At 40.8% G+C, this 24466-nt stretch carries 18 protein-coding genes, 1 tRNA gene and 3 rRNA genes; 3 read left to right on the forward strand and 19 right to left on the reverse strand.

Going from position 1 to position 24466, the window contains the following annotated elements:
- Positions 1 to 137: 137 nt before the first annotated feature.
- The 9 genes from H9I37_RS08990 to H9I37_RS09030 form a co-directional block, all read right to left on the reverse strand.
- A complete protein-coding gene (locus H9I37_RS08990; RefSeq protein WP_187382284.1) occupies positions 138 to 296 on the reverse strand; it encodes a hypothetical protein in 159 nt (52 codons plus the stop codon).
- Between the two features lie 83 nt (positions 297 to 379).
- Entirely contained in the window at positions 380 to 634 is a 255-nt protein-coding gene (rpmA, locus tag H9I37_RS08995; protein ID WP_187382286.1) for a 50S ribosomal protein L27, read from the reverse strand.
- A 22-nt stretch (positions 635 to 656) separates the two neighbouring features.
- Positions 657 to 971, reverse strand: a complete 315-nt coding sequence (rplU, locus tag H9I37_RS09000) for a 50S ribosomal protein L21 (protein WP_187382288.1) — start codon at positions 969 to 971, stop codon at positions 657 to 659.
- Between the two features lie 848 nt (positions 972 to 1819).
- Positions 1820 to 1930, reverse strand: a 5S ribosomal RNA gene (gene rrf / locus H9I37_RS09005).
- 91 nt (positions 1931 to 2021) lie between these two features.
- Positions 2022 to 4943, reverse strand: a 23S ribosomal RNA gene (locus H9I37_RS09010).
- Between the two features lie 276 nt (positions 4944 to 5219).
- Positions 5220 to 6765, reverse strand: a 16S ribosomal RNA gene (locus H9I37_RS09015).
- The 16S, 23S and 5S rRNA genes sit together here, the layout of an rRNA operon.
- Positions 6766 to 7101: 336 nt before the next feature.
- The gene (locus H9I37_RS09020) at positions 7102 to 7809 is read right to left on the reverse strand and encodes a DUF4405 domain-containing protein (RefSeq protein WP_187382290.1); all 708 of its coding nucleotides are present in this window, start codon (positions 7807 to 7809) and stop codon (positions 7102 to 7104) included.
- A 27-nt stretch (positions 7810 to 7836) separates the two neighbouring features.
- Complete coding sequence (locus H9I37_RS09025; RefSeq protein ID WP_370586917.1) at positions 7837 to 8091, reverse strand: putative quinol monooxygenase; 255 nt, start codon at positions 8089 to 8091, stop codon at positions 7837 to 7839.
- A gap of 15 nt (positions 8092 to 8106) precedes the next feature.
- The gene (locus H9I37_RS09030) at positions 8107 to 8634 is read right to left on the reverse strand and encodes a flavodoxin (RefSeq protein ID WP_187382292.1); all 528 of its coding nucleotides are present in this window, start codon (positions 8632 to 8634) and stop codon (positions 8107 to 8109) included.
- A 387-nt stretch (positions 8635 to 9021) separates the two neighbouring features.
- On the opposite strand from H9I37_RS09030, the gene H9I37_RS09035 reads away from it, so the two are divergent.
- Positions 9022 to 10698: a formate--tetrahydrofolate ligase gene (locus H9I37_RS09035; protein WP_187382570.1), complete on the forward strand. Its 1677-nt coding sequence runs from the start codon at positions 9022 to 9024 to the stop codon at positions 10696 to 10698.
- Between the two features lie 30 nt (positions 10699 to 10728).
- Here the strand turns inward: H9I37_RS09035 and H9I37_RS09040 are convergent, their stop codons facing one another.
- From H9I37_RS09040 to prs, 6 genes are all read right to left on the reverse strand, one after another.
- Positions 10729 to 12036 (reverse strand): cyclic nucleotide-binding domain-containing protein, encoded by a 1308-nt coding sequence (locus tag H9I37_RS09040; protein WP_187382294.1) that lies wholly within the window; start codon positions 12034 to 12036, stop codon positions 10729 to 10731.
- 28 nt (positions 12037 to 12064) lie between these two features.
- A tRNA-Arg gene (locus tag H9I37_RS09045) sits at positions 12065 to 12138 on the reverse strand.
- 856 nt (positions 12139 to 12994) lie between these two features.
- The gene (locus H9I37_RS09050) at positions 12995 to 13831 is read right to left on the reverse strand and encodes an MBL fold metallo-hydrolase (protein WP_187382296.1); all 837 of its coding nucleotides are present in this window, start codon (positions 13829 to 13831) and stop codon (positions 12995 to 12997) included.
- A 10-nt stretch (positions 13832 to 13841) separates the two neighbouring features.
- Positions 13842 to 14489, reverse strand: coding sequence for an HAD family hydrolase (locus H9I37_RS09055; protein WP_255422528.1), 648 nt, complete (start codon positions 14487 to 14489; stop codon positions 13842 to 13844).
- A 50-nt stretch (positions 14490 to 14539) separates the two neighbouring features.
- Positions 14540 to 15634 carry a hypothetical protein gene (locus H9I37_RS09060; RefSeq protein WP_187382298.1) on the reverse strand — a complete coding sequence of 365 codons (1095 nt, stop codon included), beginning with the start codon at positions 15632 to 15634 and terminating at the stop codon, positions 14540 to 14542.
- Entirely contained in the window at positions 15631 to 16917 is a 1287-nt protein-coding gene (prs, locus tag H9I37_RS09065; RefSeq protein ID WP_187382300.1) for a ribose-phosphate diphosphokinase, read from the reverse strand. The genes H9I37_RS09060 and prs overlap by 4 nt, the downstream gene beginning before the upstream one ends.
- A 124-nt stretch (positions 16918 to 17041) precedes the next feature.
- On the opposite strand from prs, the gene pepT reads away from it, so the two are divergent.
- Together pepT and murA are read left to right on the forward strand one after the other, a co-directional pair.
- Complete coding sequence (gene pepT, locus H9I37_RS09070) at positions 17042 to 18274, forward strand: peptidase T (protein WP_187382302.1); 1233 nt, start codon at positions 17042 to 17044, stop codon at positions 18272 to 18274.
- A 19-nt stretch (positions 18275 to 18293) separates the two neighbouring features.
- On the forward strand, positions 18294 to 19577 hold the full coding sequence (murA, locus tag H9I37_RS09075; protein ID WP_187382304.1) for a UDP-N-acetylglucosamine 1-carboxyvinyltransferase: 1284 nt from the start codon (positions 18294 to 18296) through the stop codon (positions 19575 to 19577).
- Positions 19578 to 19683: 106 nt separating this feature from the next.
- On the opposite strand, the gene H9I37_RS09080 is transcribed toward murA, so the two are convergent.
- The 4 genes from H9I37_RS09080 to H9I37_RS09095 are packed head-to-tail and all read right to left on the reverse strand — an operon-like array spanning position 19684 to position 24055.
- Positions 19684 to 20289 carry a hypothetical protein gene (locus H9I37_RS09080; RefSeq protein WP_187382306.1) on the reverse strand — a complete coding sequence of 202 codons (606 nt, stop codon included), beginning with the start codon at positions 20287 to 20289 and terminating at the stop codon, positions 19684 to 19686.
- A 48-nt stretch (positions 20290 to 20337) separates the two neighbouring features.
- Complete coding sequence (locus H9I37_RS09085; protein ID WP_187382308.1) at positions 20338 to 21660, reverse strand: hypothetical protein; 1323 nt, start codon at positions 21658 to 21660, stop codon at positions 20338 to 20340.
- A gap of 57 nt (positions 21661 to 21717) precedes the next feature.
- On the reverse strand, positions 21718 to 23064 hold the full coding sequence (locus H9I37_RS09090; protein WP_187382309.1) for a hypothetical protein: 1347 nt from the start codon (positions 23062 to 23064) through the stop codon (positions 21718 to 21720).
- Positions 23065 to 23077: 13 nt separating this feature from the next.
- The gene (locus H9I37_RS09095) at positions 23078 to 24055 is read right to left on the reverse strand and encodes a hypothetical protein (RefSeq protein ID WP_187382311.1); all 978 of its coding nucleotides are present in this window, start codon (positions 24053 to 24055) and stop codon (positions 23078 to 23080) included.
- Positions 24056 to 24466: the final 411 nt, after the last annotated feature.

The raw sequence follows: 24466 nt of genomic DNA on the forward strand, positions 1-24466 counted from the left end.
GCAAAATAAAGCGTATCGTATTCATTTGATTTTTATCGAAACGACACGTATACACGTCTTCTGCAAACATCCAGGCAAACTCGAGATAAAAAGTATCGGCGATATTTCAGACGACACTTTTTATCACACCTCCTGCCCTAATCAAGAGTTGAAGGGCGTTTGTCTGTCAACAAAGTTTTGTTTGTCACAAAAGATTTGTCTGGCACAAAAACCTTGTCCGCCACCAAATTTTTATTTGCTAAAAAAAGTCCGGTCACTACAAAAGGTTTGGTTACCATAAAAAGTTTTTTTATCAAACAAAAATATTTTATCAAAAAAAATGCCCGGCGATTTTATACAAAGTCGAACCGGGCGTTTTTATTATCTGGCAAAAAGCAGATTATTTTGCTGCTTCAATAGAAACGATTTTGTGATTGTTTCTTTTTCCAAAAACAACCTTTCCATCAGCCGTAGCAAACAAGCTGTCATCGCCACCTTTCATCACATTGTCACCAGGATAAAATTTTGTTCCACGCTGTCTGACAATGATAGAACCTGCAGTAACAGTTTCTCCAGCATATCTTTTTACACCCAAATTCTTCGGATTCGGATCTCGTCCGTTTTTAGCACCAGATCCACCACGTGTTCTTCCCATAGTAATCTCCTTAAAAAATCAATTATGCAAGTGTGACAGATTCAACACGCACTTTTGTGTAATGCTGTCTATGACCAATCAAGCGATGGTAGTCTTTCTTCGATTTGTATTTGAAAACCAATACTTTTTTATCACGGAAAGAATCCTCTACAACTACAGTTACTTTTGCACCCTTAACATAAGGAGTACCAACACTGATTTTATCTCCGTCACTTACTAAAAGAACAGTATCAATGTCAATTTTTGTACCTTTTTCAGCATCAAGCTTGTCTACTGTAAGGACAACATCTTTTTCAGCTTTGTACTGTTTGCCCTTGAATTCAATAGTTGCGTACATATAATACCTCTATTAAAATAGTTCGTTTATCAACGCCAGATGCAGAGAAAACAGGAAACGAAATTCAATCTGCAAAAGACTAGCAAATAAACTGATTAATGATATAAAACGGGGATTAAATATCATTACACCTGAATTTAATTACGTAAGGAAGATAATATCAAAAATGAGTTTTTTGTGCAATAGCAACCAAACTTTCCCGTTAAATAAAAAAAAGCCGGCAACGTCACTCGCTAAAGCTCGCTCCCAAGCCGAACGGGGGAGGAACCTAAAACGACCCACTTGTGGCTCGTTTTTTAACGGTTCTCCAGTCGTCGGCTTCTACTAACCTACGCTTACGCTACCAAGTTTTTGACGCTCGTAAACTCGCTAAAACTCGCGCAGAAGAGCTATCCTTATTCGGCGTCGCCTCACGACGCGAGGCTTTGCCTCGCTCACAAAAGTTTGACTGCTCTTCAGCTATAGACAAAACAACACAGTCATTTTTTTGGAAAATCAGAGTTAAATAAAAAAAGCCGGCAACGTCACTCGCTAAAGCTCGCTCCCAAGCCGAACGGGGGAGGAACCTAAAACGACCCACTTGTGGCTCGTTTTTTAACGGTTCTCCAGTCGTCGGCTTCTACTAGCCCGCAGAAGAGCTATCCGGGTTCGGCTTCTACTAACCTACGCTTACGCTACCAAGTTTTTGACGCTCGTAAACTCGCTAAAGCTCGCGCAGAAGAGCTATCCTTATTCGGCGTCGCCTCACGACGCGAGGCTTTGCCTCGCTCACAAGAGTTTGACTGCTCTTCAGCTATAGACAAAACAACACAGTCATTTTTTTTGAAAATCAGAGTTAAATAAAAAAAAGCCGGCAACTATCTACTTTCCCGCTAAAGAGCAGTATCATCGACGTAAGAGAGCTTGACTTCCGTGTTCGGAATGGGAACGGGTATTGCCTCTCCACTATGGTCACCGGCATTTATAAACAAAATAAAAAACTAAGAGTAAGTCTGTTCTAGGACAGAGCACACGGAACGGAAAAAACTTTAAGTAAAAGGAAATGAAAATATGGTCAAGCCTCACGACTTATTAGTAATGCTCGGCTGAACGCCTCACAGCGCTTACACCTGCATCCTATCAACCTGGTAGTCTCCCAGGAGTCTTAAGGAGGGTTGAACCCTCAGGGAAGTATAATCTTGAGGTGGGCTTCCCACTTAGATGCTTTCAGCGGTTATCCCTTCCGAACTTAGATACCCAGCACTTACCCTTGGCAGGATAACTGGTAAACCAGAGGTTCGTCCGCTTCGGTCCTCTCGTACTAAAAGCAGCTCCTCTCAAACTTCCAACGCCCGTAACAGATAGGGACCGAACTGTCTCGCGACGTTCTGAACCCAGCTCACGTACCATTTTAATTGGCGAACAGCCAAACCCTTGGGACCTGCTCCAGCCCCAGGATATGATGAGCCGACATCGAGGTGCCAAACTTTCCCGTCGATGTGAACTCTTGGGGAAAATCAGCCTGTTATCCCCGGAGTACCTTTTATCCGTTAAGTGATGGCCTTTCCACTCAGCACCATCAGATCACTAAGACCTACTTTCGTACCTGATCGATATGTCTATCTCTCAGTCAAGCCTCCTTGTGCCTTTACACTCGTACGATGATTTCCAACCACCGCGAGGAGACCTTCGCGCACCTCCGTTACTCTTTTGGAGGCGACCGCCCCAGTCAAACCGCCTGCCTAACATTGTCCCGCAACCTGCTTCAAGGTCACGGTTAGAAATCCCATTCATCAAGGCTGGTATTTCACCGGCGGCTCCACGCAACCTGACGGCCACGCTTCTCTGCCTCCCAGCTATCCTACACATGATGAATAGAATCCCAATATTAAGTTACGGTGAAGGTTCACGGGGTCTTTCCGTCTAATTACGGGTATCCGGCTTCTTTACCGGAATATAAATTTCACCGAGTCTCGCGTTGAGACAGTGCCCAGAATCGTTACACCATTCGTGCGGGTCGGAACTTACCCGACAAGGAATTTCGCTACCTTAGGACCGTTATAGTTACGGCCGCCGTTTGCTGGGGCTTCGATTCAATGCTTCTCCTTACGGATAACATCTCCTCTTAACCTTCCAGTACCGGGCAGGTGTCACCACCTATACGTCCCATTGCTGGTTCGCAGATGGCTGTGTTTTTGATAAACAGTCGCCTGGGCCTGCTTTGTGTCACTCCCTGTATTTCTAAAGGGAGCCGCACTTCTTCCGAAGTTACGTGCGCATTTTGCCGAGTTCCTTAACGCGAGTTCGCTCGAGCGCCTTAGATTACTCATCCTACCTACCTGTGTCGGTTTCCGGTACGGTTTACTAAGCCTTACTTAGGAACTATTTCTCGTCACCATGATTACGTCCGCTTCAGTCCCACTTTCTGGTTCCTCGCTGTCACAGCTCATCTTGGTTCTTCTTTTAACCAGAACCTCATAAACTCGCTGCTTTGACCGGGACTACCGTCGCCCGGCCGGATTTCACCTCATGCGTCATTCCATCAAAACTCAATAAGTACTGGATTATAAACCAGTTTCCCATCGGCTACGACTTTCGTCCTCGTCTTAGGGGCCGACTTACCCAGGGCAGATTGCCTTTACCCTGGAAACCTTAGGTTTTCGGCGAGCGGGGATCGCACCCGCTTTTTCGTTACTTATGCCTGCATTCTCTCTTGAATCTCCTCCAGAACCCCTCACAGGTATTCCTTCGTCAGTTAATTCAATGCTCCCCTACCACTCATAACTTCTGTCATGAATCCGGAATTTCGGTTTTATGCTTAGCCCCGTTACATTGTCTGCGCAAAAATGCTCGACCAGTGAGCTGTTACGCACTCTTTTAAGGAATGGCTGCTTCTAAGCCAACCTCCTGGCTGTCTGTGCATCTTCACTTCATTTAACACTTAGCATAAATTTGGGACCTTAATTGCCGGTTTGGGCTGTTTCCCTTTCGACTACGAACCTTGGCGCACGCAGTCTCACTCCCATAAGCTGGTTACCGGCATTCAGAGTTTGATTGAAATCGGAAAGATTTAACTCCCCCTTTTCCATCCAGTGCTTTACCTCCGGTAACTTTTTATGAGGCTGTCCCTAAAGGCATTTCGGGGAGAGCCAGCTATTTCCAGGTTTGTTTAGCCTTTCACTCCTAGTCACAAGTCATCACTACCTTTTTTAACAGATTACTGTTCGGTCCTCCACAGGGTTTTACCCCTGCTTCAACCTGCTCATGACTAGATCACCTTGGCTTCGGGTCTGCGTCATGCAACTTATCGCCCTTTTCAGACTCGCTTTCGCTTCGGATCCAAAACTTCTATTTCTTATCCTCGCTGCATAACGCAACTCGCAGGTTTATTCTACAAAAGACACGCCACTACCCTTGCGGGCTGTGACATCTTGTCAGTTTATGGTTTCAGGTTCTATTTCACTCCCCTTACAGGGGTTCTTTTCGCCTTTCCCTCACGGTACTTGTTCACTATCGGTAGCTGTCTAGTATTTAGCCTTGGATCGTGGTCGACCCGGATTCTGACAGGGTTTCACGTGCCCCGCCATACTCAGGATTCTGCTAGGAGTCAGTTTGTTTCGGATACGAGGCTTTCACTCTCTTTGACGCTCCTTCCCAGAAGCTTCTCCTACAAACTGATTTACTGCCTACTCCATATCGCAGTCCTACAACCCCGCTTTACGCGGTTTGGGCTCTTCCCTCTTCGCTCACCGCTACTGGGGGAATCTCTTTTGATTTCTGTTCCCGAGTTACTTAGATGGTTCACTTCACTCAGTTTGACTTCTCTATCCTATATATTCAGATATCGAGATGGTGTATTTCACCGGATTACTCCATTCGGAAATCCGGGGGTTTGCGGATATGTGCTCCTAACCCCGGCTTATCGCAGCTTATCACGTCCTTCTTCGTCTTACAGCTCCTAGGCATCCACCATAAACCTATATTCGCTTGACCATATTTTCATTTCCTTTCATTCCACTCTTTCGCAGCTCAAGGGCTTTTTATTCAAGCTTCCCTTTCCTCTGCTCGCAGACTGAAAAGTCCTTCTTCTGATAACGCAAGTCTTTCCATGCGTCATCTTCCGTTCCTTCCTTAGCAATTTCAAAAAACATCGTCCAGTTTTTCTGAACTAAAACAGCCCTTTCAGGCTGCTATTTTCGGTCTTCGACAGACCAGAGAAAGAAACAATTGACACTGCTTTGTACACCAAAGCCTATTCCTTTTTCTTAAAAAGGAGGTGATCCAGCCGCACCTTCCGGTACGACTACCTTGTTACGACTTCACCCCCCTCACAAATCCTACCTTCGACAGCGTCCTCCTTGCGGTTAGACTGCCGGCTTCGGGTAGAATCTACTCGGATGGTGTGACGGGCGGTGTGTACAAGGCCCGGGAACGTATTCACCGCACCGTGCTGATGTGCGATTACTAGCGATTCCAACTTCATGGAGTCGAGTTTCAGACTCCAATCCGGACTACGAGAGGTTTTCTGCGTTTTGCTCCGCATCGCTGCTTCGCTTCACTCTGTATCTCCCATTGTAGCACGTGTGTAGCCCTGGACATAAGGGCCATGATGACTTGACGTCATCCCCGCCTTCCTCCGGTTTGTCACCGGCAGTTCCGCCAGAGTCCTCACCTTTACGTGTTAGTAACTGGCAGCAGGGGTTGCGCTCGTTGCGGGACTTAACCCAACACCTCACGGCACGAGCTGACGACAGCCATGCAGCACCTGTTCACAGGCGCATTGCTGCGCTTACATATCTCTATATAATTCCTGTGTATGTCAAACCCAGGTAAGGTTCCTCGCGTACCATCGAATTAAACCACATGCTCCACCGCTTGTGCGGGCCCCCGTCAATTCCTTTGAGTTTCACCCTTGCGGGCATACTCCCCAGGCGGTGCACTTATCGCGTTTGCTTCGACACCCGGTCTGTCGACCAGACATCTAGTGCACATAGTTGACTGTGCGGACTACCAGGGTCTCTAATCCTGTTTGCTCCCCGCACCTTCGCACCTCAGCGTCAGTCATCTGCTGGTAACCTGCCTTCGCCATTGGTATTCTTCCAGATATCTACAGATTTCACCCCTACACCTGGAATTCTGATTGCCCCTCAGTGACTCTAGTTTTGCAGTTCTCAATGCTATTCCGGAGTTAAGCCCCGGTATTTCACACCAAGCTTGCAATTCCGCCTGCATGCCCTTTACGCCCAATAATTCCGAACAACGCTCGCAACTTACGTGTTACCGCGGCTGCTGGCACGTAATTAGCCGTTGCTTATTCATGACCTACTGTCACCATACGGCGTTTCTCTCACCATACTTATTCTTCAGTCATAAAAGGATTTTACAATCTTCCGACCTTCATCATCCACGCGGCGTCGCTCCGTCAGACTTTCGTCCATTGCGGAATATTCTTAGCTGCTGCCTCCCGTAGGAGTCTGGGCCGTATCTCAGTCCCAATGTGCCCGTTCACCCTCTTAGGCCGGGTAGCTATCATCGCCTTGGTGGGCCGTTACCTCACCAACTAGCTAATAGCTCGCGAGCCGTTCCTTCGGCGGAACAAATGTTCCTTTCCTGACCTGCCTCTGACACAGGCCACCTTATCCGGTATTATCTGCTATTTCTAGCAGCTATCCCCGTCCAAAGGGTACGTCACCCACGCGTTACTCACCAGTCCGCCATTCTAGGATCAGTGCAAGCACCAATCTTGCCATTCGACTTGCATGCTTAAGACGCGCCGCCAGCGTTCGTTCTGAGCCAGGATCAAACTCTCCATGATTATTTCTAAGTCCCGAAGGACTAAGATTTTCCATAAATCGTTCAATCACAGCTTTATTTTTGCTGAAATTGATTTTCAATTCTTAATTCGTGAACCGAATTAAGCGGTATGTTTTTTATTCAATTGAAACACTTAAAACAAATTATATGTCAATTGTTTCCTTCCCTGAACTGTCAAAGAATCTTTTGGATTTTCGTCCAAATCTCAGGCTTTTATTGTAAAACCTGCGAAAAAATATCATTTTACTGCTATTTTGTGCCGCCCAAAAGATGTGGTTTTGTGACGGTGAAGATGAATATACATCTGAATTAAAAAAGTGTCAACATAATTTTTAATTTATTTTTCTTTTTTTTCTACTTTTTTTCCCTTTTTTTTGTGCGCAGGCGAAAAAAAATTTGATATTTTTGATATTTTATAAATAATCGTTGCAAACAACACGATTATTGCCGCGTAATCTATAAAAAAAAGGAAGTATCCTGATTCAAAATCTAAAAAGAAAAACTCTTGCTGCAATATGAGATAACGCCATACTCCGCGTTTTATAAAAGCATAGATTCCGTACAGACATGACAGCGCAAGTATAATTTTTGCGGCAACTGAAACAGTTTTGCTAAAACTTCGTTTTGAAAGGTGTCTTATGATGGTGTTCACATGAAGCCCGATGTGAAATGACATAAACATAAAATACCAGTGGGAGCTCAATAAATGCGCAATTCTGGCAAATCCGAGACCGCTTTTTATTTTCAAAAATAAAAAAACATAATTTGAAAGAACTATTCCGCTAATCATCAAAAATATTGAGCAAATCAAGATGCCGCAGTTTATGATTGACTGCATTGCTCTGTAACAATTGTAGCTTCCGCAAAAAACAGCCGCATACCATTTTCTGTTTAAGATGATGTGAATACCCCAAAGCACAAACAAAGATATGCCGAGAATTTCGTGCACGATATCTGCAGGAAATAAATATGCGCCGCCCATCAGAAAAATCGAAACGAGAGTCATTGAGATGTCAATTGACATGCGTATTTTGCCGCTCTTCATTTTGCCTTTTTTATATTATATTTTGTTTTATTCCCGAATGAAGTTTTTGTCTTGTTCCGGGATTTTGTCATCTGAATAAAAACGCTCAATTTTCATATGAAGGTTATATTTTTCTCGCAGTTCAGCAATTTTTTTCATCATAGGAGAAGAGTGATGAATGTCTATCGCATTTTGATCTTCCCATGAATCTATTAAGAGCACGGTTTCCTGGTCTCCATAAAACGGCACAAAATATTCGTAACGAAGATTTCCTTTTTCAGTTTGTGCCTGTGTAACTAAGATTTACAGTAATACTCATTATTTCAAAAGTTTTTCTATATTTTTTTTCATATCGGCAGCTTTGGTTCTTGTAAAGTCAGCACCGCCTTTATAGCTGCAACCTTGAGCAATTTTTGCAAGCTCTGAACCGCTTTTTCCGAGTCTGCTCCCACCGCTCGTACAAAATGTCATAAGTGTTTTCCCATTCCAATCCTGACTTTCTACAAATGTGTAGACAATTTTCGGTGCGTACGACCACCAGATTGGATAGCATAAGATAACAGTATCGTAATCGCTTATATCGATTTTGTTTTGCATTGCAGGTCGACTCTTCGGATCTCTGCATTCTATTGTTGTGAGTGATTTTTTGTCGTGCCAGTTTAAATCTTCGGCTGTATATTTATGAACAGGTTCTATCTCGAAAATATCTGCATCGATTTCTTCAGCCAATGTTTTTGCCATCTTTTGAGTTGTCCCTGTTGCGCTGAAATAAACAACAGCAGTCTTTGCAAATGTAGCTGTCATTGCCATAGATGATAATAAAATTGTCAATAATGTCTTTTTCATCACGCCTCCATCAAATTGTCATCGTTATGTTTTAATTTCTGATTTTACACGCGGTTTTAATCACGCATATCTGAATCTCTGTCATTTGTGAATTATATTTGATTTTTTACTTTTTTTTCAACATTTTTATCGAATGGGCGCAGTGTTGTAGACTTTTGCGTGGGTTTGCACAGTGTTGTAAACTTTTATGCGGTTTTGTGCAGACTTGTGCAACTTTGAAGGAGTTGCGCCCTTTACGCAGCTTTGCGGCGTGGCATTTCCTTATATCAAGCCAATACAACAATCGCATTCAACTGAGTTTAAATTCGCAAAATAAAATGATAGTATAAAGTCACACGCTGATATTTTCAGATTAAGAAAATATTGCACCCTAGAGGTATGACAAAAATGACTGATATCGAAATTGCTCAGAAAAATGTTATGATTCCTATCACAGATGTTGCCGCAAAAATTGGAATTGATGCTGAAAACCTTGAACTCTACGGATTTTATAAAGCAAAAATTTCTTTTAAGGAACTGAAGGTTTTGCAGGAAAAAGCAGATAAAAATCCCGGAAAACTTATCCTTGTGACGGCTGTAACGCCTACCTCAGCTGGAGAAGGAAAATCGACTGTTTCTATAAGCCTTGCCGATGGTCTGAATAAAATCGGAAAAAAAACTGTCGTTGCACTGAGAGAACCTTCGCTCGGACCTTGCTTTGGCGTAAAAGGCGGCGCATGTGGCGGTGGTTACGCTCAAATTGTGCCAATGGAAGACATCAATCTTCATTTTACAGGCGACATTCACGCAATCTCTATTGCAAACAACTTGATCGCAGCGTTGATAGACAATCACATTCAACAGGGAAATGAGTTGAACATCGACCCAAGAACGATTTCGTGGAAAAGATGTATAGATTTGAATGACAGGGAGCTGCGAAACATAATAGTCGGGCTAGGAGGACGTATGCAGGGCGTCCCTCGTGAAGATCATTTTACAATCGCTGTCGCTTCTGAAATTATGGCTATCGTCTGCCTTTCTAAAACAATTCCTGAATTGAAAGAACGAATCAGCAGGATTGTGATTGCACAAAACTATAACAAAGAGAATGTCACGTTCGGAGAGCTAAAATGCACAGGCGCTATAGCTGCGATTTTAAAAGATGTTATAAAACCGAACATCGTTCAAACTCTTGAAAAAAATCCTGCATTTGTTCACGGAGGTCCTTTTGCAAACATTGCGCACGGATGCAACAGTGTAAACGCAACTATCTGTGCACTTGCCACAGGAGATTACACCGTCACCGAAGCAGGATTCGCCGCCGACCTCGGCGCTGAAAAATTCTTTGATATAAAATGCCGTTCCGCCGGGCTAAAACCTGACGTAGTTGTAATTGTCGCAACTATAAGAGCGCTTAAAATGCACGGCGGCGTCGCAAAAGCAGACTTGAACAAATCTGATTGTTCAGCTCTCGAAAAGGGTTTTTCAAATCTTAAAACACACATTGAGAATATCGCAAAGTTTGGACTTCCTGCCGTCGTAGCTGTCAACAAATTTGCCACAGATTCAGATGAAGAAATTAAACTCCTCGAATCTCTGTGCGAAAAAGCCGGCACAAAAGCAGTTTTGTCTCAAGGTTGGGAAAAAGGTGGTGATGGTACAATTGAGTTGGCACGTGAAGTTGCAAAAATCGTAGAAAGCAAAGGCGCATGCTACCACCCTATTTATGAACTTGAATTGCCTCTTACTGAAAAAATAAAGAAGATTGCAAAAGAGATTTACCGTGCTTCGGATGTCGATTTTTCATCAGATGCGCTAAAGAAACTAAAAGCATTTGAAGAAGACGGATATGGTAAGCTTCCAGTCTGCATTGCAAAGACACAAAATTCAATCAGCCATGACCCAAAACTCACCGGTTCGCCATCCGACTTCACATTCCCTGTTCGAGATGTTCAGCTGTACGCAGGAGCGGGCTTTGTCGTCGCTTTTGCAGGAGACATAATGACAATGCCGGGATTACCGAAAGCCCCTGCCGCACTTAATATTGATGTTGATGACGACGGTGTTATCTCAGGGTTGTTTTAATTCAGATTTTGATATCTGTGACTTACATCATCAACTGTTTTTCAGTTCGTTGATTTGAGCTTGAAGCTGCAACGTCTTCCTGTTTTGCCTTAAAACCCTCTGTGCCAAAAGTTTTGAAAGGAATATTCCATAATGAGGATTTTTTCTGATCAAATTGACGAATGAAACCTTCGGTATGCGAATCAATTTACCTTCGTCGGCAGACATAATTGTTGCAGAGCGGCGATCGTTCAACAAGAACGCCATTTCACCGATAAAAATATCATCTGGCGTGAGAACCGAAATGAGTTTTCCGTTTGCATAAACTCCGTATCTTCCAGACACTATAAAGAAAAGATCTGTCGAAGGCTCATTCTGGCTGCAAACAATTTCGTGTTTTTTATATATGATTGTTTTGAACGGAATCATGATGCCCGGAACATTGTTTGATTTATTCTTGATATTATTGATATCAAAACTGACTTCATTTCCTTTATCGTTGTAGCGAAGAGCTGAAACAAGTTCTTTTGACAAAGCGATTCCCCTTCCATGTGCTTCGGTAACTCCCGGCTTATAAGATGCAATCTGAGCTTTCCAGTCAAATCCATCGCCTTCATCAGTGATTTTAAAAGTCGATTTTTCATGCCCGATTAAATAATCGATTTTTATTTTTTTATTTATATTTTCAGGAAGATTTCGCTTTTCATTTATCAAGTCTATTATATCGCCGCCGCTTAAAAGAAAGTCGGTTTTATCTTTGTAAGAAATTCCGCAATTCCCATGTTCAAGCGCATTCGTAAGAAGCTCCATCAAAGTTGCAAGAAGAGCATAACGTGTATTTTCGTCTATACGGTTTGAGCAGTAAAGATAATTTACAAGAAAACTTGCATAAAGCCTGATATCTAGAATGTCATTGTCACATATAAAGCTTCCGATTTCTTCGCTGCCCATTCTGCCCTGCATTCCACGGTTAAACAAAAACTGCTGATTGCTCCACAAAACTCGTAAAAGCCTGTCAAAATTCTGTTTAAAACCGGAAACAGTTTCTACAATCAAGATGTTTGGGTTTTTGCGGTTTGAAATTTCTTCAACTTCACGACCGTTTTTTGCGATTGCGATAATTCCGCCATTATGAAGCCAAGGGTCAGCATCGATTGCGGAAAGAATTCTGTCACAATCAATATCAGGCGAAGCAAAATCAAGCACTTTGATTTCCGGAAGTTCATAATCTATAAGGCTCAAAGCTTCATCTGTATCAGGGCAAAAAATAGCATCAAGCGATTTTGAATATTTGAGCGAGCTTTCTTTTACAACTTCAAGAATTTCCGGATTAGTCGAAGTAACTAAAACTTTTTTCATAGATTCCTCTTTATTTTGACATATTTTATGATTCAGATGCGATTTGAACGCACGACCTTCCGCTTAGGAGGCGGATGCTCTATCCAGCTGAGCTACTGAATCTAATTATAAAAATAATGTCGCATCTGAATCATAAACTTCCAGCTTTCAGATGCGATTTGAACGCACACCTTCCGGTTAGGTTATACGATAGCAAATGCGTTAAAAAACTTTCGCAGAAAGTTTTAGCATTTACGAGTCCAGTGCTCTATCCAGCTGAGCTACTGAATCTAATTATAAAAATAATGTCGCATCTGAATCATAAACTTCCAACTTTCAGATGCGATTTGAACGCACACCTTCCGGTTAGGTTATACGATAGCAAATGCGTTAAAAAACTTTCGCAGAAAGTTTTAGCATTTACGAGTCCAGTGCTCTATCCAGCTGAGCTACTGAATCTAATTATAAAAATAATGTCGCATCTGAATCATAAACTTCCAACTTTCAGATGCGATTTGAACGCACACCTTCCGGTTAGGTTATACGATAGCAAATGCGTTAAAAAACTTTCGCAGAAAGTTTTAGCATTTACGAGTCCAGTGCTCTATCCAGCTGAGCTACTGAATCTAATTATAAAAATAATGTCGCATCTGAATCATAAACTTCCAACTTTCAGATGCGATTTGAACGCACACCTTCTGGTTAGGTTATACGATAGCAAATGCGTTAAAAAACTTTCGCAGAAAGTTTTAGCATTTACGAGTCCAGTGCTCTATCCAGCTGAGCTACTGAATCTAATTATAAAAATAATGTCGCATCTGAATCATAAGCTTCCAGCTTTCAGATGCGATTTGAACGCACACCTTCTGGTTAGGTTATACGATAGCAAATGCGTTAAAAAACTTTCGCAGAAAGTTTTAGCATTTACGAGTCCAGTGCTCTATCCAGCTGAGCTACTGAATCTGATTTACTTTGCAGCTTAGAATATGTAATACTGTCTTGGTTTTGCGAGTCCTGCAAACCCGGCTTTTACAGTATCAATATTCTCTATCACCTTAGTATAATGACAAAGGTACATTTTTTTTCGTATTTCAGCGGGAAATGAACACAATTCTTCGTAAGAAGCGTGAACGCCGCGTGAATATCCCGAAATATCACAATCGTGAAAAATTGTCTCAATATTATATTTTTCAAGGAGGAATTTCAACTGCGGTTCATTGAACTGTGTATCTGCCGTGAATAAAATCCTATCATCGATAATCACACCATAAGACAGCATAGAGTCTCGCAACGAATTTTTATGCGTTGTAACATGCCTCGTCCTAAACAATTTTAAATTTATTGAACCGACATTCGCTTCATGCATTTCAAAAGGCTTTTTCCGAATCTGTTTGATCGGCAACTGATTGAAATAATCATCGAGCGTCATCTTACCTTCTTCAGAATATTGAATGCCGCCTCGCAGAGATTCATTCCAGAGCAACTTTTTAAGCTTATCCGTGATAACCAGATTTATCTTACGCCTTGCAATATATTTTCCGACAAGAGCCATCTCCTCTGCCCCACCGATATGGTCTGCATGAGGATGTGTAAACAAAACATTTTCTATATCTTTTATATCTGTATTACACCATTTTTCCATCACGTAAGAGCAAAGCGTTCCGCAGTCAATAAGAAGATGGTCTTTGCCTTTTGCAATAAAAAGATTCGTCTGGAACACGTCTTTTTCAAAAGCATTGCCTGTCCCAATAAAAAATAGAGAAAGTTCACCGTTCGTTGTAAATTCAAGATTTGAATTAAATGGTTTAATTGTCATTTGGACGCTATTATAGCACATTTTGAGATAGTTGGTACACTTCTTCAACTCCGTTTAAAACAATTCCGCCCATCCCGAGTTCCAAAGGCACTGCGATATCGATATCGTAACGGTCACCAACGGCAAGGCAGTCTTCTGCCTTTTCGCAAAGAATTTTTAAAGCTTCCATGAACGGCTCAACGGCAGGTTTCGACTTAAAACATGTATCTAACCCTACAATTTTTGGAAAAAAATCAGAGATGCCGATCGCTTGAAGAGTTTTTCTCGCCGGAAAAACAGGATTATTTGTTACAGCTATAAGTTTAAAATGTTGATTTAAGATTTTCATTTCATCGATAAGTTTTTTATCAACGCTTAAAAAGTCTGACGGTTCCAGTAGCTTTCGACGCCATTCTACGCTTTGTTCGATTGGAACGCCGAATGCAAGCAAAGTGTTTCCAAGGCTGATTTTGCTCCCGCCATGCTCCTCAGCAAATTTTTGTCTATAATCTGCAACCATCTTTCGCGCTTGAGAGGCAGTAATTCCACGAAGTTTTGCAAATTGACGAACTTGGCAATCTACTTGCTCGAACGCATAAGCGTCATTTGTATATAAAGTTGAATCAATATCAAAAATAATCGCTTTTAGGTTTTGCGGGATTTTATAAATTTTCATCATTTGCCTTTGAAATCAATTTATTTTTGCAGCCTGTATTTGCAGTCATTATATCACATTCCCTTTACTATGTGTGCTGCAGCTTCGGGAATGTCTTTATAAACGCCAAGCCCTTTGAAGGCGACGCATGCATCGCCCAAGAGCTCGCAGTGTGAAAACGGATGAAAAATCTTCATGTTCAATCTTTCTGACTTTTCTTCTAAAAGAAGGACGTCGTTTGTCTGCCCGCCGGTGACTGCCATTTGTGAAGGAAACTCTATTTTGTTATCTAAAGCGGCTTTTCGTAAAATATCTATTCCGTCTGCAACAGCTTCAAGCCGCTGCTCATCAGTCATCAAACTGCTATCAGGAATTAAGACGGACGCATTCCAAAGCCCCGTAATAACAGAAGGGAGAGTGCGAATTTTGTCTCCTTTTATGGTTTTATCAGAACAAAAATTTAAACCTTCAGAGCTTCCGCAGCGATCGCAAAGTTTTCCGGGCCGGAGAGTATTCGTGCCTATCAGTGCAGCGATAAAATCCGGACCGCATGAAAATACGCTGCAAACGGACAAAAAAGACAAGCTGCCTTCAGACACTTCTCTCGCTTCTTTTATAAAAGACTGATTTAATTGCCCACAATTTAAACAAGTTTTTACAAAAGGCGGCAACTTTTTGTAATCTATTTTACAAGCTTTACATTGCTTTTGATTCCAATATGCAGACAAAAACCGTTCTTCCGGCAAAATTGTAACTTCTTTCCCTGTCAAAACATAAATCAAATATTCAGGGCCGGAAAAAATCTTTCGGGCTTTTTTGTATTCGTGTGGAAAATTATTTTTAAAAGTTATCAACTTTGGTAAAAAAATAGAGCCATCTGATGCAGGAGGTAACGATGGAGAATTTCGTTCATTCCAACGAAAAGTGAATCCAAAATCCGTGACAAGAGTTGGACCATTTCCTGAAACGGCAACGCCGATTATTTTTGCTTTCGCATCAAAAGATTTTACAGCTTTTAACAGCGCCGAATACCAAGAGCAAGCTACAAATCTGTCATGAGGATTTTCAATTGGAACGGAACAAAAAGAAACGACTTCACCTTCAGCAGTGATTAAACCTGCTTTAAGCGAAGTCGTCCCGATGTCTACACTCAGAACAACATCATTCATTCTTTTTTAGAATCTTCTTTTTTTTCTTCGCAGGAAACAGGATTGCTGTTTTGTTTTACAACTTTTTCAATGATATTTCTGTTGTCGAGCAATTCGCTCAGCGACTGATTATAGTGAGTGCGTGTGATCACGTTAGCAAAAAGTCCGCTTACGTCGGTGTTTATAAACCATTCGCGGCTTAAAAGATTTTCGTGATAAACAGCATTCGTACCGATAATTCTGTAGAACAGACCTTTTTTATACGCTTCATCAAAATCTTTAATTGCGTCCCCAGTAAACAAAGGAAGAGAGATAGCGCAGATGACTTTTGTAGCACCCTGCTCTTTTAAAAAGCTCATCGCTTTTAGAAGTGTTCCACCAGTTCCAAGCATATCGTCTGCAAGGAAAGCGACTTTGCCTTTTACATCACCTAAAAGTTTTACCGATTTTATATTAGTTGAATGGGCGTCTTGAGTTACAATAGAGTAATCGCGCTCTTTGTAAATCATCGCAAGAGGAAGCTTAAGCCCTGACGCATAAAATTTATTGCGGTCAATAGCACCAGTATCTGGAGAAACGATTACAAGATCGTCTTTTTTACCTGTAAGGTCAACAATTTTACTCAGTTCACGTATAATCTGGTAACTTGCATGAAGGTTATCGAGATTGCAATGCGAAAATGCGTTAGGAATTTCACGAGAATGTAAATCGAGAGTGATTATTCTTGAAACGCCTTGCATTTCGTATATGTGCCCAAGCAGGCTAGCTGTGAGACCTTCGCGTCCCTTTCGTTTGTGCTGGCGAGCATAAGGATATGCAGGAACAACAAGAGTGATTTTTCCAGCCCCTGCCATTCGCACGGCATCGATAGTCACAAGGAGCGACATAACATGGTCGTTTACTGACATTTTTACTTTGTTTGCGCCGCCGTTCAATGAAAGAACTTCGTGGTTTTCGATATCCTGAAAAATGTAAACGTCTTTTCCACGGATTGTTTCTAAAAGTTCGGTCTTTACCTCACCGTTAGCAAAATAAGTGAACCGTGCATTTACTTTAAACACAGGCGGTCTGTACTTATCTGTAGCACCTCTTATACAAAGATCGCTAGTCTGCAAATCATTCTGCAAATTAATTCTCTGTACAAGCTCTTCTTTAGTCAGCTCATAACGTTTTGATATAACATCGTTTTTCAAAGTGAAGCGGTGTTTATACATGTGTTTAAGGTGCGTTATGACTTCATTGGCGAAAGCTTCGCCACCAGGACACGCAACAATCGCAAGACTTGTTGGTTCGGTATAAGGCATATTTGACCTCTTTTATAGTGGGATTTGTTTTTTCACAATACCACATTTAGCGTTTTATTTCAATGTTCTCAAAAAAATAACACACATGTGTACAATCTTCATAAAAATCATTATTCTTTACTTTATGAATTACATATACAACAACAAAGAAGAGATGAATAAATTATTAGACCGCTTTTCACGCTACGTAAAAATTTGGTCCGAAAGCGATGAAAAAGCTGCCGATGCAGGGAAAATCCCATCTACAGAACAGCAATGGGATTTTGCAAAAATTCTTGTAAAAGAACTGCGCAACCTCGGAACAAGAAACGTCTACCTTACAGACTATTGCTATGTCGTCGCAAAAATCGATTCAAACATAACAGCCCCTGAAGAAAGAGCAAAATATCCGTCTATTTTATTGATGGCGCACATGGACACTGTCGATGAAGTCACAGGAAAAAATGTAAAACCTGTGATTTCAGTCCTCTCCGATAAAGAATCTCCGACAGGTCAGGCTGATACAATAATCAAAAGCGATGGAAGCACTCTACTTGGAGCAGATGATAAAGCAGGCATTTCTGCAATCATGGCGGCAGTTGAATATCTTATGAACAATTATGAAAATCCGAAACTTAAACACGGTCCGATTGAAATCATGTTTTCACCTGATGAAGAAACAGGGCACGGAATGGACAAAGTTCCTCTCAACATCATAAGTTCAAAATATGCTTACACAGTTGACGGTGGAGATGAAGGTGAAATGGAAACCGAATGTTTTAACGCTTGGGCTTGTTCAGTAAAATTCACAGGAAAGGCGTGTCACACGGGAAGCGCAAAAAAAGACAAAATGATAAACGCCGTTTTGCTGGCAGGAAACTTTGTCAACAAACTACCACGTGACATGGCTCCAGAAACTACAGAAAATTACGAAGGATTCATAGCTCCGATGGAAATTTCAGGGACGATTGAGTCTTCGGAAGTTTCGCTGTTGCTACGTTCTTTTTACGATGACGAAATCGAAAAAGAAAAGAAAATCATAAAAGCCGCTGCTGACGAAGTCTGCAAAGAATTCGGAGGAAGCGTAGAAGTTTCTTTTAAGCAGCAGTATCTCAACATGAAAAACAAGATGGATCAACACCCACAAGTCGTTGAACGCCTTGAAAAAGCGTACGAAGCTTCCGGTGTAAAAATCATTCATCAGCCTATCCGCGGAGGAACCGATGGCTCTCGCCTTACAGAGATGGGCATTCCAACTCCAAATATTTTTACAGGCGCACACGAATTCCATTCAAGAAATGAATGGTGTTCTCTAAACCAAATGTCAAAAGCTGCCGATGTTGTAATTAACCTGCTGACTCAGTCTCCGCAGAATTAATTTATTACAGGACATATATATGCACGAGTATGTAATTGACGGTGGATATCCGATTCAGGGAAAAATTACAGCTAGCGGAAACAAAAACGCAGCGCTTCCGTGTCTCACAGCGGCTTTGCTGACAGAAGAGCCTGTCGTTCTTCACAACATCCCGGAGATTCAGGATACAAACGTGATGATTGAAATTCTGAAATCTATCGGTGCAAAAGTTGAAAAACTCAGCAAAAATAACTGGAAGATTCAGTGCAAAAATATTAAAACTTCAGAGCTTCCCGGAGAACTTACAAAAAAAGTTCGAGGTTCAATCGTGTTTGCAGGTCCGCTTCTTGCACGTACAGGAAAATGCGAGATGATGCCTCCTGGAGGAGATGTAATCGGTCGACGCCGTTTGGACACTCATTTTCTCGCTCTCGAACAGTTTGGGGCACAAATCACCGTAAACGGACATTTTAATTTTTCAGCAAATAAACTTGTAGGCGCAGACATTTTTTTAGACGAAGCATCTGTTACCGCAACAGAAAATGCAGTGATGGTCGCAGCACTTGCTGAAGGCACAACTATCATCAAAAATGCAGCGAGCGAACCACATATTCAAGACTTATGCAACATGATTGTCTCTATGGGTGGAAAAATCTCCGGAATTGGAAGCAATATCCTTAAAATTGAAGGCGTAGAAAAACTCCATGGAACTGAATTTACGATCGGTCCTGACTACATAGAAATCGGTTCATACATAGGGATGGCGGCAGCAACTAAAGGTCAAATCACAATCAAAGGAATTCGCCCGGAAGAAATGCGTCCGTTAAAATACAGTTTTGCAAAGCTTGGAATTTCATGGAGAATAAACGGCGATGAACTTACAGTTCCAAATACGCAAACTCTAAAAGTAAATGCAGACTTGGGAAACGCAATCCCAAAAATCGATGATATGCCTTGGCCGGGATTTCCTGCTGACTTGACATCGATTATGACAGTAGTTGCGACTCAAGTTGACGGGACTGTTTTGATTTTTGAAAAAATGTTTGAAAGCCGAATGTTTTTCGTCGATAAGCTAATTTCAATGGGAGCGAAGATTACGCTGTGTGATCCACACCGTGCAGTTGTATGCGGTCCTAGTATGCTACACGGCGACCATCTTGTTTCGCCGGATATCCGTGCCGGTATGGCGATGGTGATTGCAGCGATGTGCGCTCACGGAAAGAGCAGAATCAGCAACGTCTATCAGATTGAACGAGGATACGAAGACCTTGTCGGCCGATTGAAAAAACTCGGCGCACATATTGAAAAAGTTGAAGCTGAATAAAAAGCGAATTGAGATGCCTGATGGATTTCCGTTTACTACTTCAGGCTTTGTCCACAGTGAGCCAGAGTCTTCCGGCATATCTCCCCAGATGAATTTACCGTTTTCATCAATGCACTGGATGTTTGTAAGTCTGAAAATCTGATGTGAGATAGTATGTACCCGGTTCCAACGAGTTTACAGGAATAATTACATAGTTTGATTTTACAGAAGCAAGCCATTTAGCAGATAACGAGTTTCGTATTATTACTTGATAAACAACATTATCAGCTTTTACAGAATCCCATGATATTTGAATTTCATTTGTATTTATAAGACTTTTACCGGAAAGCACGCTATTACCTTCAGAATCGGAAAAGTTTGTTACAACCGGTTTGCTGTCTAATCTAAAGTGAGGGACAATAATTTTATATGTATCGTCGATAATGTTTGATTTAACTTTAATTTCATAATTATCGTTATCGATTCCATTCATACCACCTTTATAGCATTGAATATTATTATCAAATTCCAAAATCAGGGATACTCCTGATGAGCTTTTAACCGAAACAACTGCACAATTTACTGACTGCCCTGATTCATTTTCCAGATAAACATTAAATTCAATATTTTTATTATATTCAGAAGTAATTTTTACCCTTGCATTAAGATGAGAGTCATTTCCTGAATTTTGAATATTTTTGCAGGAGCTTAATAAAATCAAGCTTACCAGCATCGAATAAAGTATTTTTTTTACATTCCGCATAAATACATGCCTTGCCGTTTACGGTCTTATAGCAACAAGTTCACTGGTAAGAGTTTCCTGATCAAAATTAAAATAGATAAACATATCATCATAAACGGCATTTTTATCCATCCCCAGGCTCTTTACCGAATAATCTACACCGAGTATTTCTCCGGTCTCTGCATCATAAACCCTCAGGCTGTCCCATACTACGACGAGGCATTTTCCGTTTACTACTTCAGGCTTTGTCCACAGTGAGCCAGAGTCTTCCGGCAGATCTCCCCAGATGAATTTACCGTTTTCATCAATGCACTGGATGTTTGTGATGAATTCCTCGGGAATTCCTGACATTTCTGAAGACAGATAACCTGCAGTATTTGTAAAATAGAATTTTTTATTCCACCAGGTTATTCCTACGCTGTAAATTGATGCACCAACACTCATCTGTTTTTTCATTTCTTCCAGAGAAAAAGTCTGCTCCCATAAAGCTTTACCGGTTGAAATGTCGTAACACCCCTGACTGGGGTCTTCCAGTATGTATAATCTGTCATCTACAATATACATGTTCACAAATCCATAACCGAAAAGTTTATATGTCTTTTTTTCCCATCTGAGTGTATTAGCTCTTGTATCGTAGGCGCCCATAATGCTGGCATCATATTTTTCAAACTGATTGAAGGTTATGAAATAAATGACGCCATCCTTTGCCACAGGGGTCATCATTACAGACTGGTCGTCATACCTGTTCTGCCAGACAAGCGCAGGTTTAACATACTGGGTCTCCGGCGCACCCTCTGAAAAGTCAACTGACGATAAATCTAACTTTATGATTCCGGGGTTTTCCGTGTTATGAGGATTATAATCAGGAGAATTAGGCCAGTATAGCGAGTCATCAACCAGAATCCAGTTATCAGCCCTTATATATGTCCGGTTTTTCTCAATGTCATTTTCAAAATATGTTATGGTTGTTGTCTTTAAGCCTGTTGCATCATCATAGCAGTCAATGCAGCCTATATTTTTTATTAAAATATAATTTTTTCCGTTTCTTGTAATTAAGACCGGATAACATGAAAATGTTCTCTGTACAGGAGTGCTCCACAGGCGTTCTCCATATTTTAAATCTATTTTTGAATAAAATATCCCTTTATTTTTTCCCGGGCGTTTGTATTCAAAAATGTAATAATACCTTCCGTACTGCTGTCCATATTCAGAACTAGAATGCGCTGTTGTATGTAATGTCCAGACCTTGTCCTGTTCATAGGCAGGCAGCTGCCTTTTCTTTTTTACTTCTTTAGAAAAATTAAATCTGCATGACAAGGTCATCATTATCAGAGGTATGATGATTAAAGTTTTTACTTTCATAAGAAGTCTCCTTTACGGCAGCTGCCTGTAGTGCATTATGCAGGCGGCCGGTTTTAATTATTTTTTTATGACACCGGCTTCCTTGAGCATAGGAAAGACAACATCATTGAATGTTTCCTCGCAATTAATATCCCTGTGGTTCTTATAGATTTCAACATACCCTTTTGGCTTTTTCCCCAATACGTTTGAGTGAACTTCTTCATATTTCCCTGTAGCAGGATTATAAAACTGTTTCGGAAAAAACTGATTCTCTTTTGCTACAAGACCATCATTCTCTGCTGACCCTTTCAGTTCATTCAGTTCTCCGTCAACATTACAAAACCAGTCTCTTGCGGTACAGCAATCCCTGTATGCATTATAGTGTCCGGTCAGAAATCCGAACGCTAAATATGTTCTGACATGATTTAATATCTGGGCAGTTTCAAATACGTTTGAGGCTGTTTTACAGTAAGAACGTATTATCTGTTCTTTATCGCTGGCAAGGCTTAAAGTATTGCTGTTGGTTCCAACAATATAGCCGACAGGTAATTTTCCTGAAAATTTAGGATTATCTTTATATGCCGTATATGTAGTGTATACCGGTTCTTCATGAGTCACCCACCACCACCAGCACCAGCTTACTCTTTCCCATCTTGTGTATTTCCGTGTACCTGTTTGTTTTTTATATGTAACAGAAGTGGTATCTGAAACATTTTCCCTAATGAAAGCAGAACCGGGAACCATATCATATATTTCAGCAATTACCGGATAACTTGCAGAATTCCAGCCTTGTTTTATATAGCTGTTTGCAAATCCCGGATAGATATAATCAATCTTATCTACAATATCCCCGGCAGAACTGATTCCGATTTTATTCATTACATATTTTTCAATGAGTGTAGTTACTATTGTGATTTTAGCAACTCCATGAATTCCGTTCAGCCAGATATTTCCGTCTTCGGTTGCTTTTGCTTTTAAAGTACTGAAATTATTTTCCAAAGCTTTCAGTCCCTTATCAATACCGGAAATTGTAATTACAGCTCTTAATCTTTCATAATTTGCTCTTGCTTCCTCTCTCTCCTGCAAAGTCAAATATGGATCATTTATTCTTCGCTCAAGCATTGCGGCGTATGCAAGCACTCTGATTCCTCCCTGACTATGTCCGACTATGGCATAACGGTCTGTATGTCCTTTTTCTATGTCATCCTGAATTACATAATCTATTTCACTATTTACCCTGACCTTAAGGGATTCTTTATGCTCTGAAGAAGGAATGGCATCAAAACTGAATCCGCTGAATTCACGGTAATTTTTATCTGATAATCCGGAAACTTTATTACCTATTCCCGGGGCAGCCACAGATATACTACTGCTGCTGAAGCAGAAGGCAGCAATCAATAAACTATAAACATTTCTTTTTGTCATTTAGCGTTTCCTCCTAAAAATTTCCTAAGAGCTTAAATACAGAATCTTCTGTTTTATTAACTTCGACATCTTCATAAACTTCTACAATTGTCTCAATACAACTCAGGTCCCCGGGGTCTCCAAATTTAACTGACGGTTCTTCAAAGATATTTCCGTTTTCTTTCATTTTATTGAAATCTTCTTCTGAAATTTCAGGAATATCATCAATAGTTTTAAAATATTCTGTATCTTCAGGAATTCCTTCGATTCTTTTTTCATAATCTGTAACAATTTTTGTAATCATTCCGACTTTGACATATTCATCACCACATTTCTGGTATACATATTCGGCTGAAGTTGTAACTGTCGCTCCGTCATTTTTAACAGCAACGGTTTCCATTTCTGTAAGTACGTCTGCTGCAGAGTCAAACGAAACCCGTGTAGATATTCTTTTTTCGAATTCAGATGTGAATAATTCATTCGGAAGCGACAGGGTAAGGCTTGAATTCTTTTTATCTTCTGTGATATCAAAATTAAGTCTTGTTGCCTCTTTCTTTATGGAATCCAGATTTACTTTTCCAAAACCTAATCCATATCCCATAAATGCTAAATCATCTGGAGCTGCTTCAAGTGGAATTCTCTGCTGAATCTCATTGGAAGCGCTGTCAAACATAATCATTTCCTTATCATTAGAAATAACGGATCTGAAACGTCCGTCAGGGCTTTGATTAAGCATGTCTAATCTTACATACTGTTCATCATTAATTAATTTAGCAGCTAAATGGTATTGCGATGTTAGGGTCAGGGAAGTGTCTCTGCGGCTGTTCATACTGTATACACTGACTTTCGCTTCGAATGCGTTTATTGTATCAGAGGTATCATTCCAGCTTACGGAAATTTCTTTATCAGAAACTAATTGCCTTTCAGGAGAAATTGAATTTCCTGTATTGCAGCCTGAAAAAAAAATTGCAGTACCGGTAATTATAAACCATGTTAAAATAATCTTTTTCATCAATAACCCTCTCTCTTACAGATTTATGTACCCTGCAATAATTCTATATCACGATTAGAGAAAATAAAGTCATAAAAAGGTCATATTCGGGTATAAAAAAGTCATATTTCAAAGAGAATATTTGTTTGACACTATCAGTCCGTCAGTATATGATTTAATTACAGATTAAATGTCATTAAATTTATATTCAAAAAATAATAAGAAGAAAATACAGTTTTTTTGTATTGCCGCTATTTTTCTATTATTACTCTCTAACTGCTTTGAGTTAGTAAAGCTGTTCTCAGATGATATCACCGTAAATTCTTATATATGTATAAGCGGCATCATAATAAATTCAGTTTCGTGCATTATATTCAGCCTGCTGATAATTGTGCCTGCACGGTTCGGCCTGCTTGCCATTGTCTCTATTAC

The organism is Treponema sp. Marseille-Q3903 (assembly GCF_014334335.1).
GTDB lineage: Bacteria > Spirochaetota > Spirochaetia > Treponematales > Treponemataceae > Treponema_D.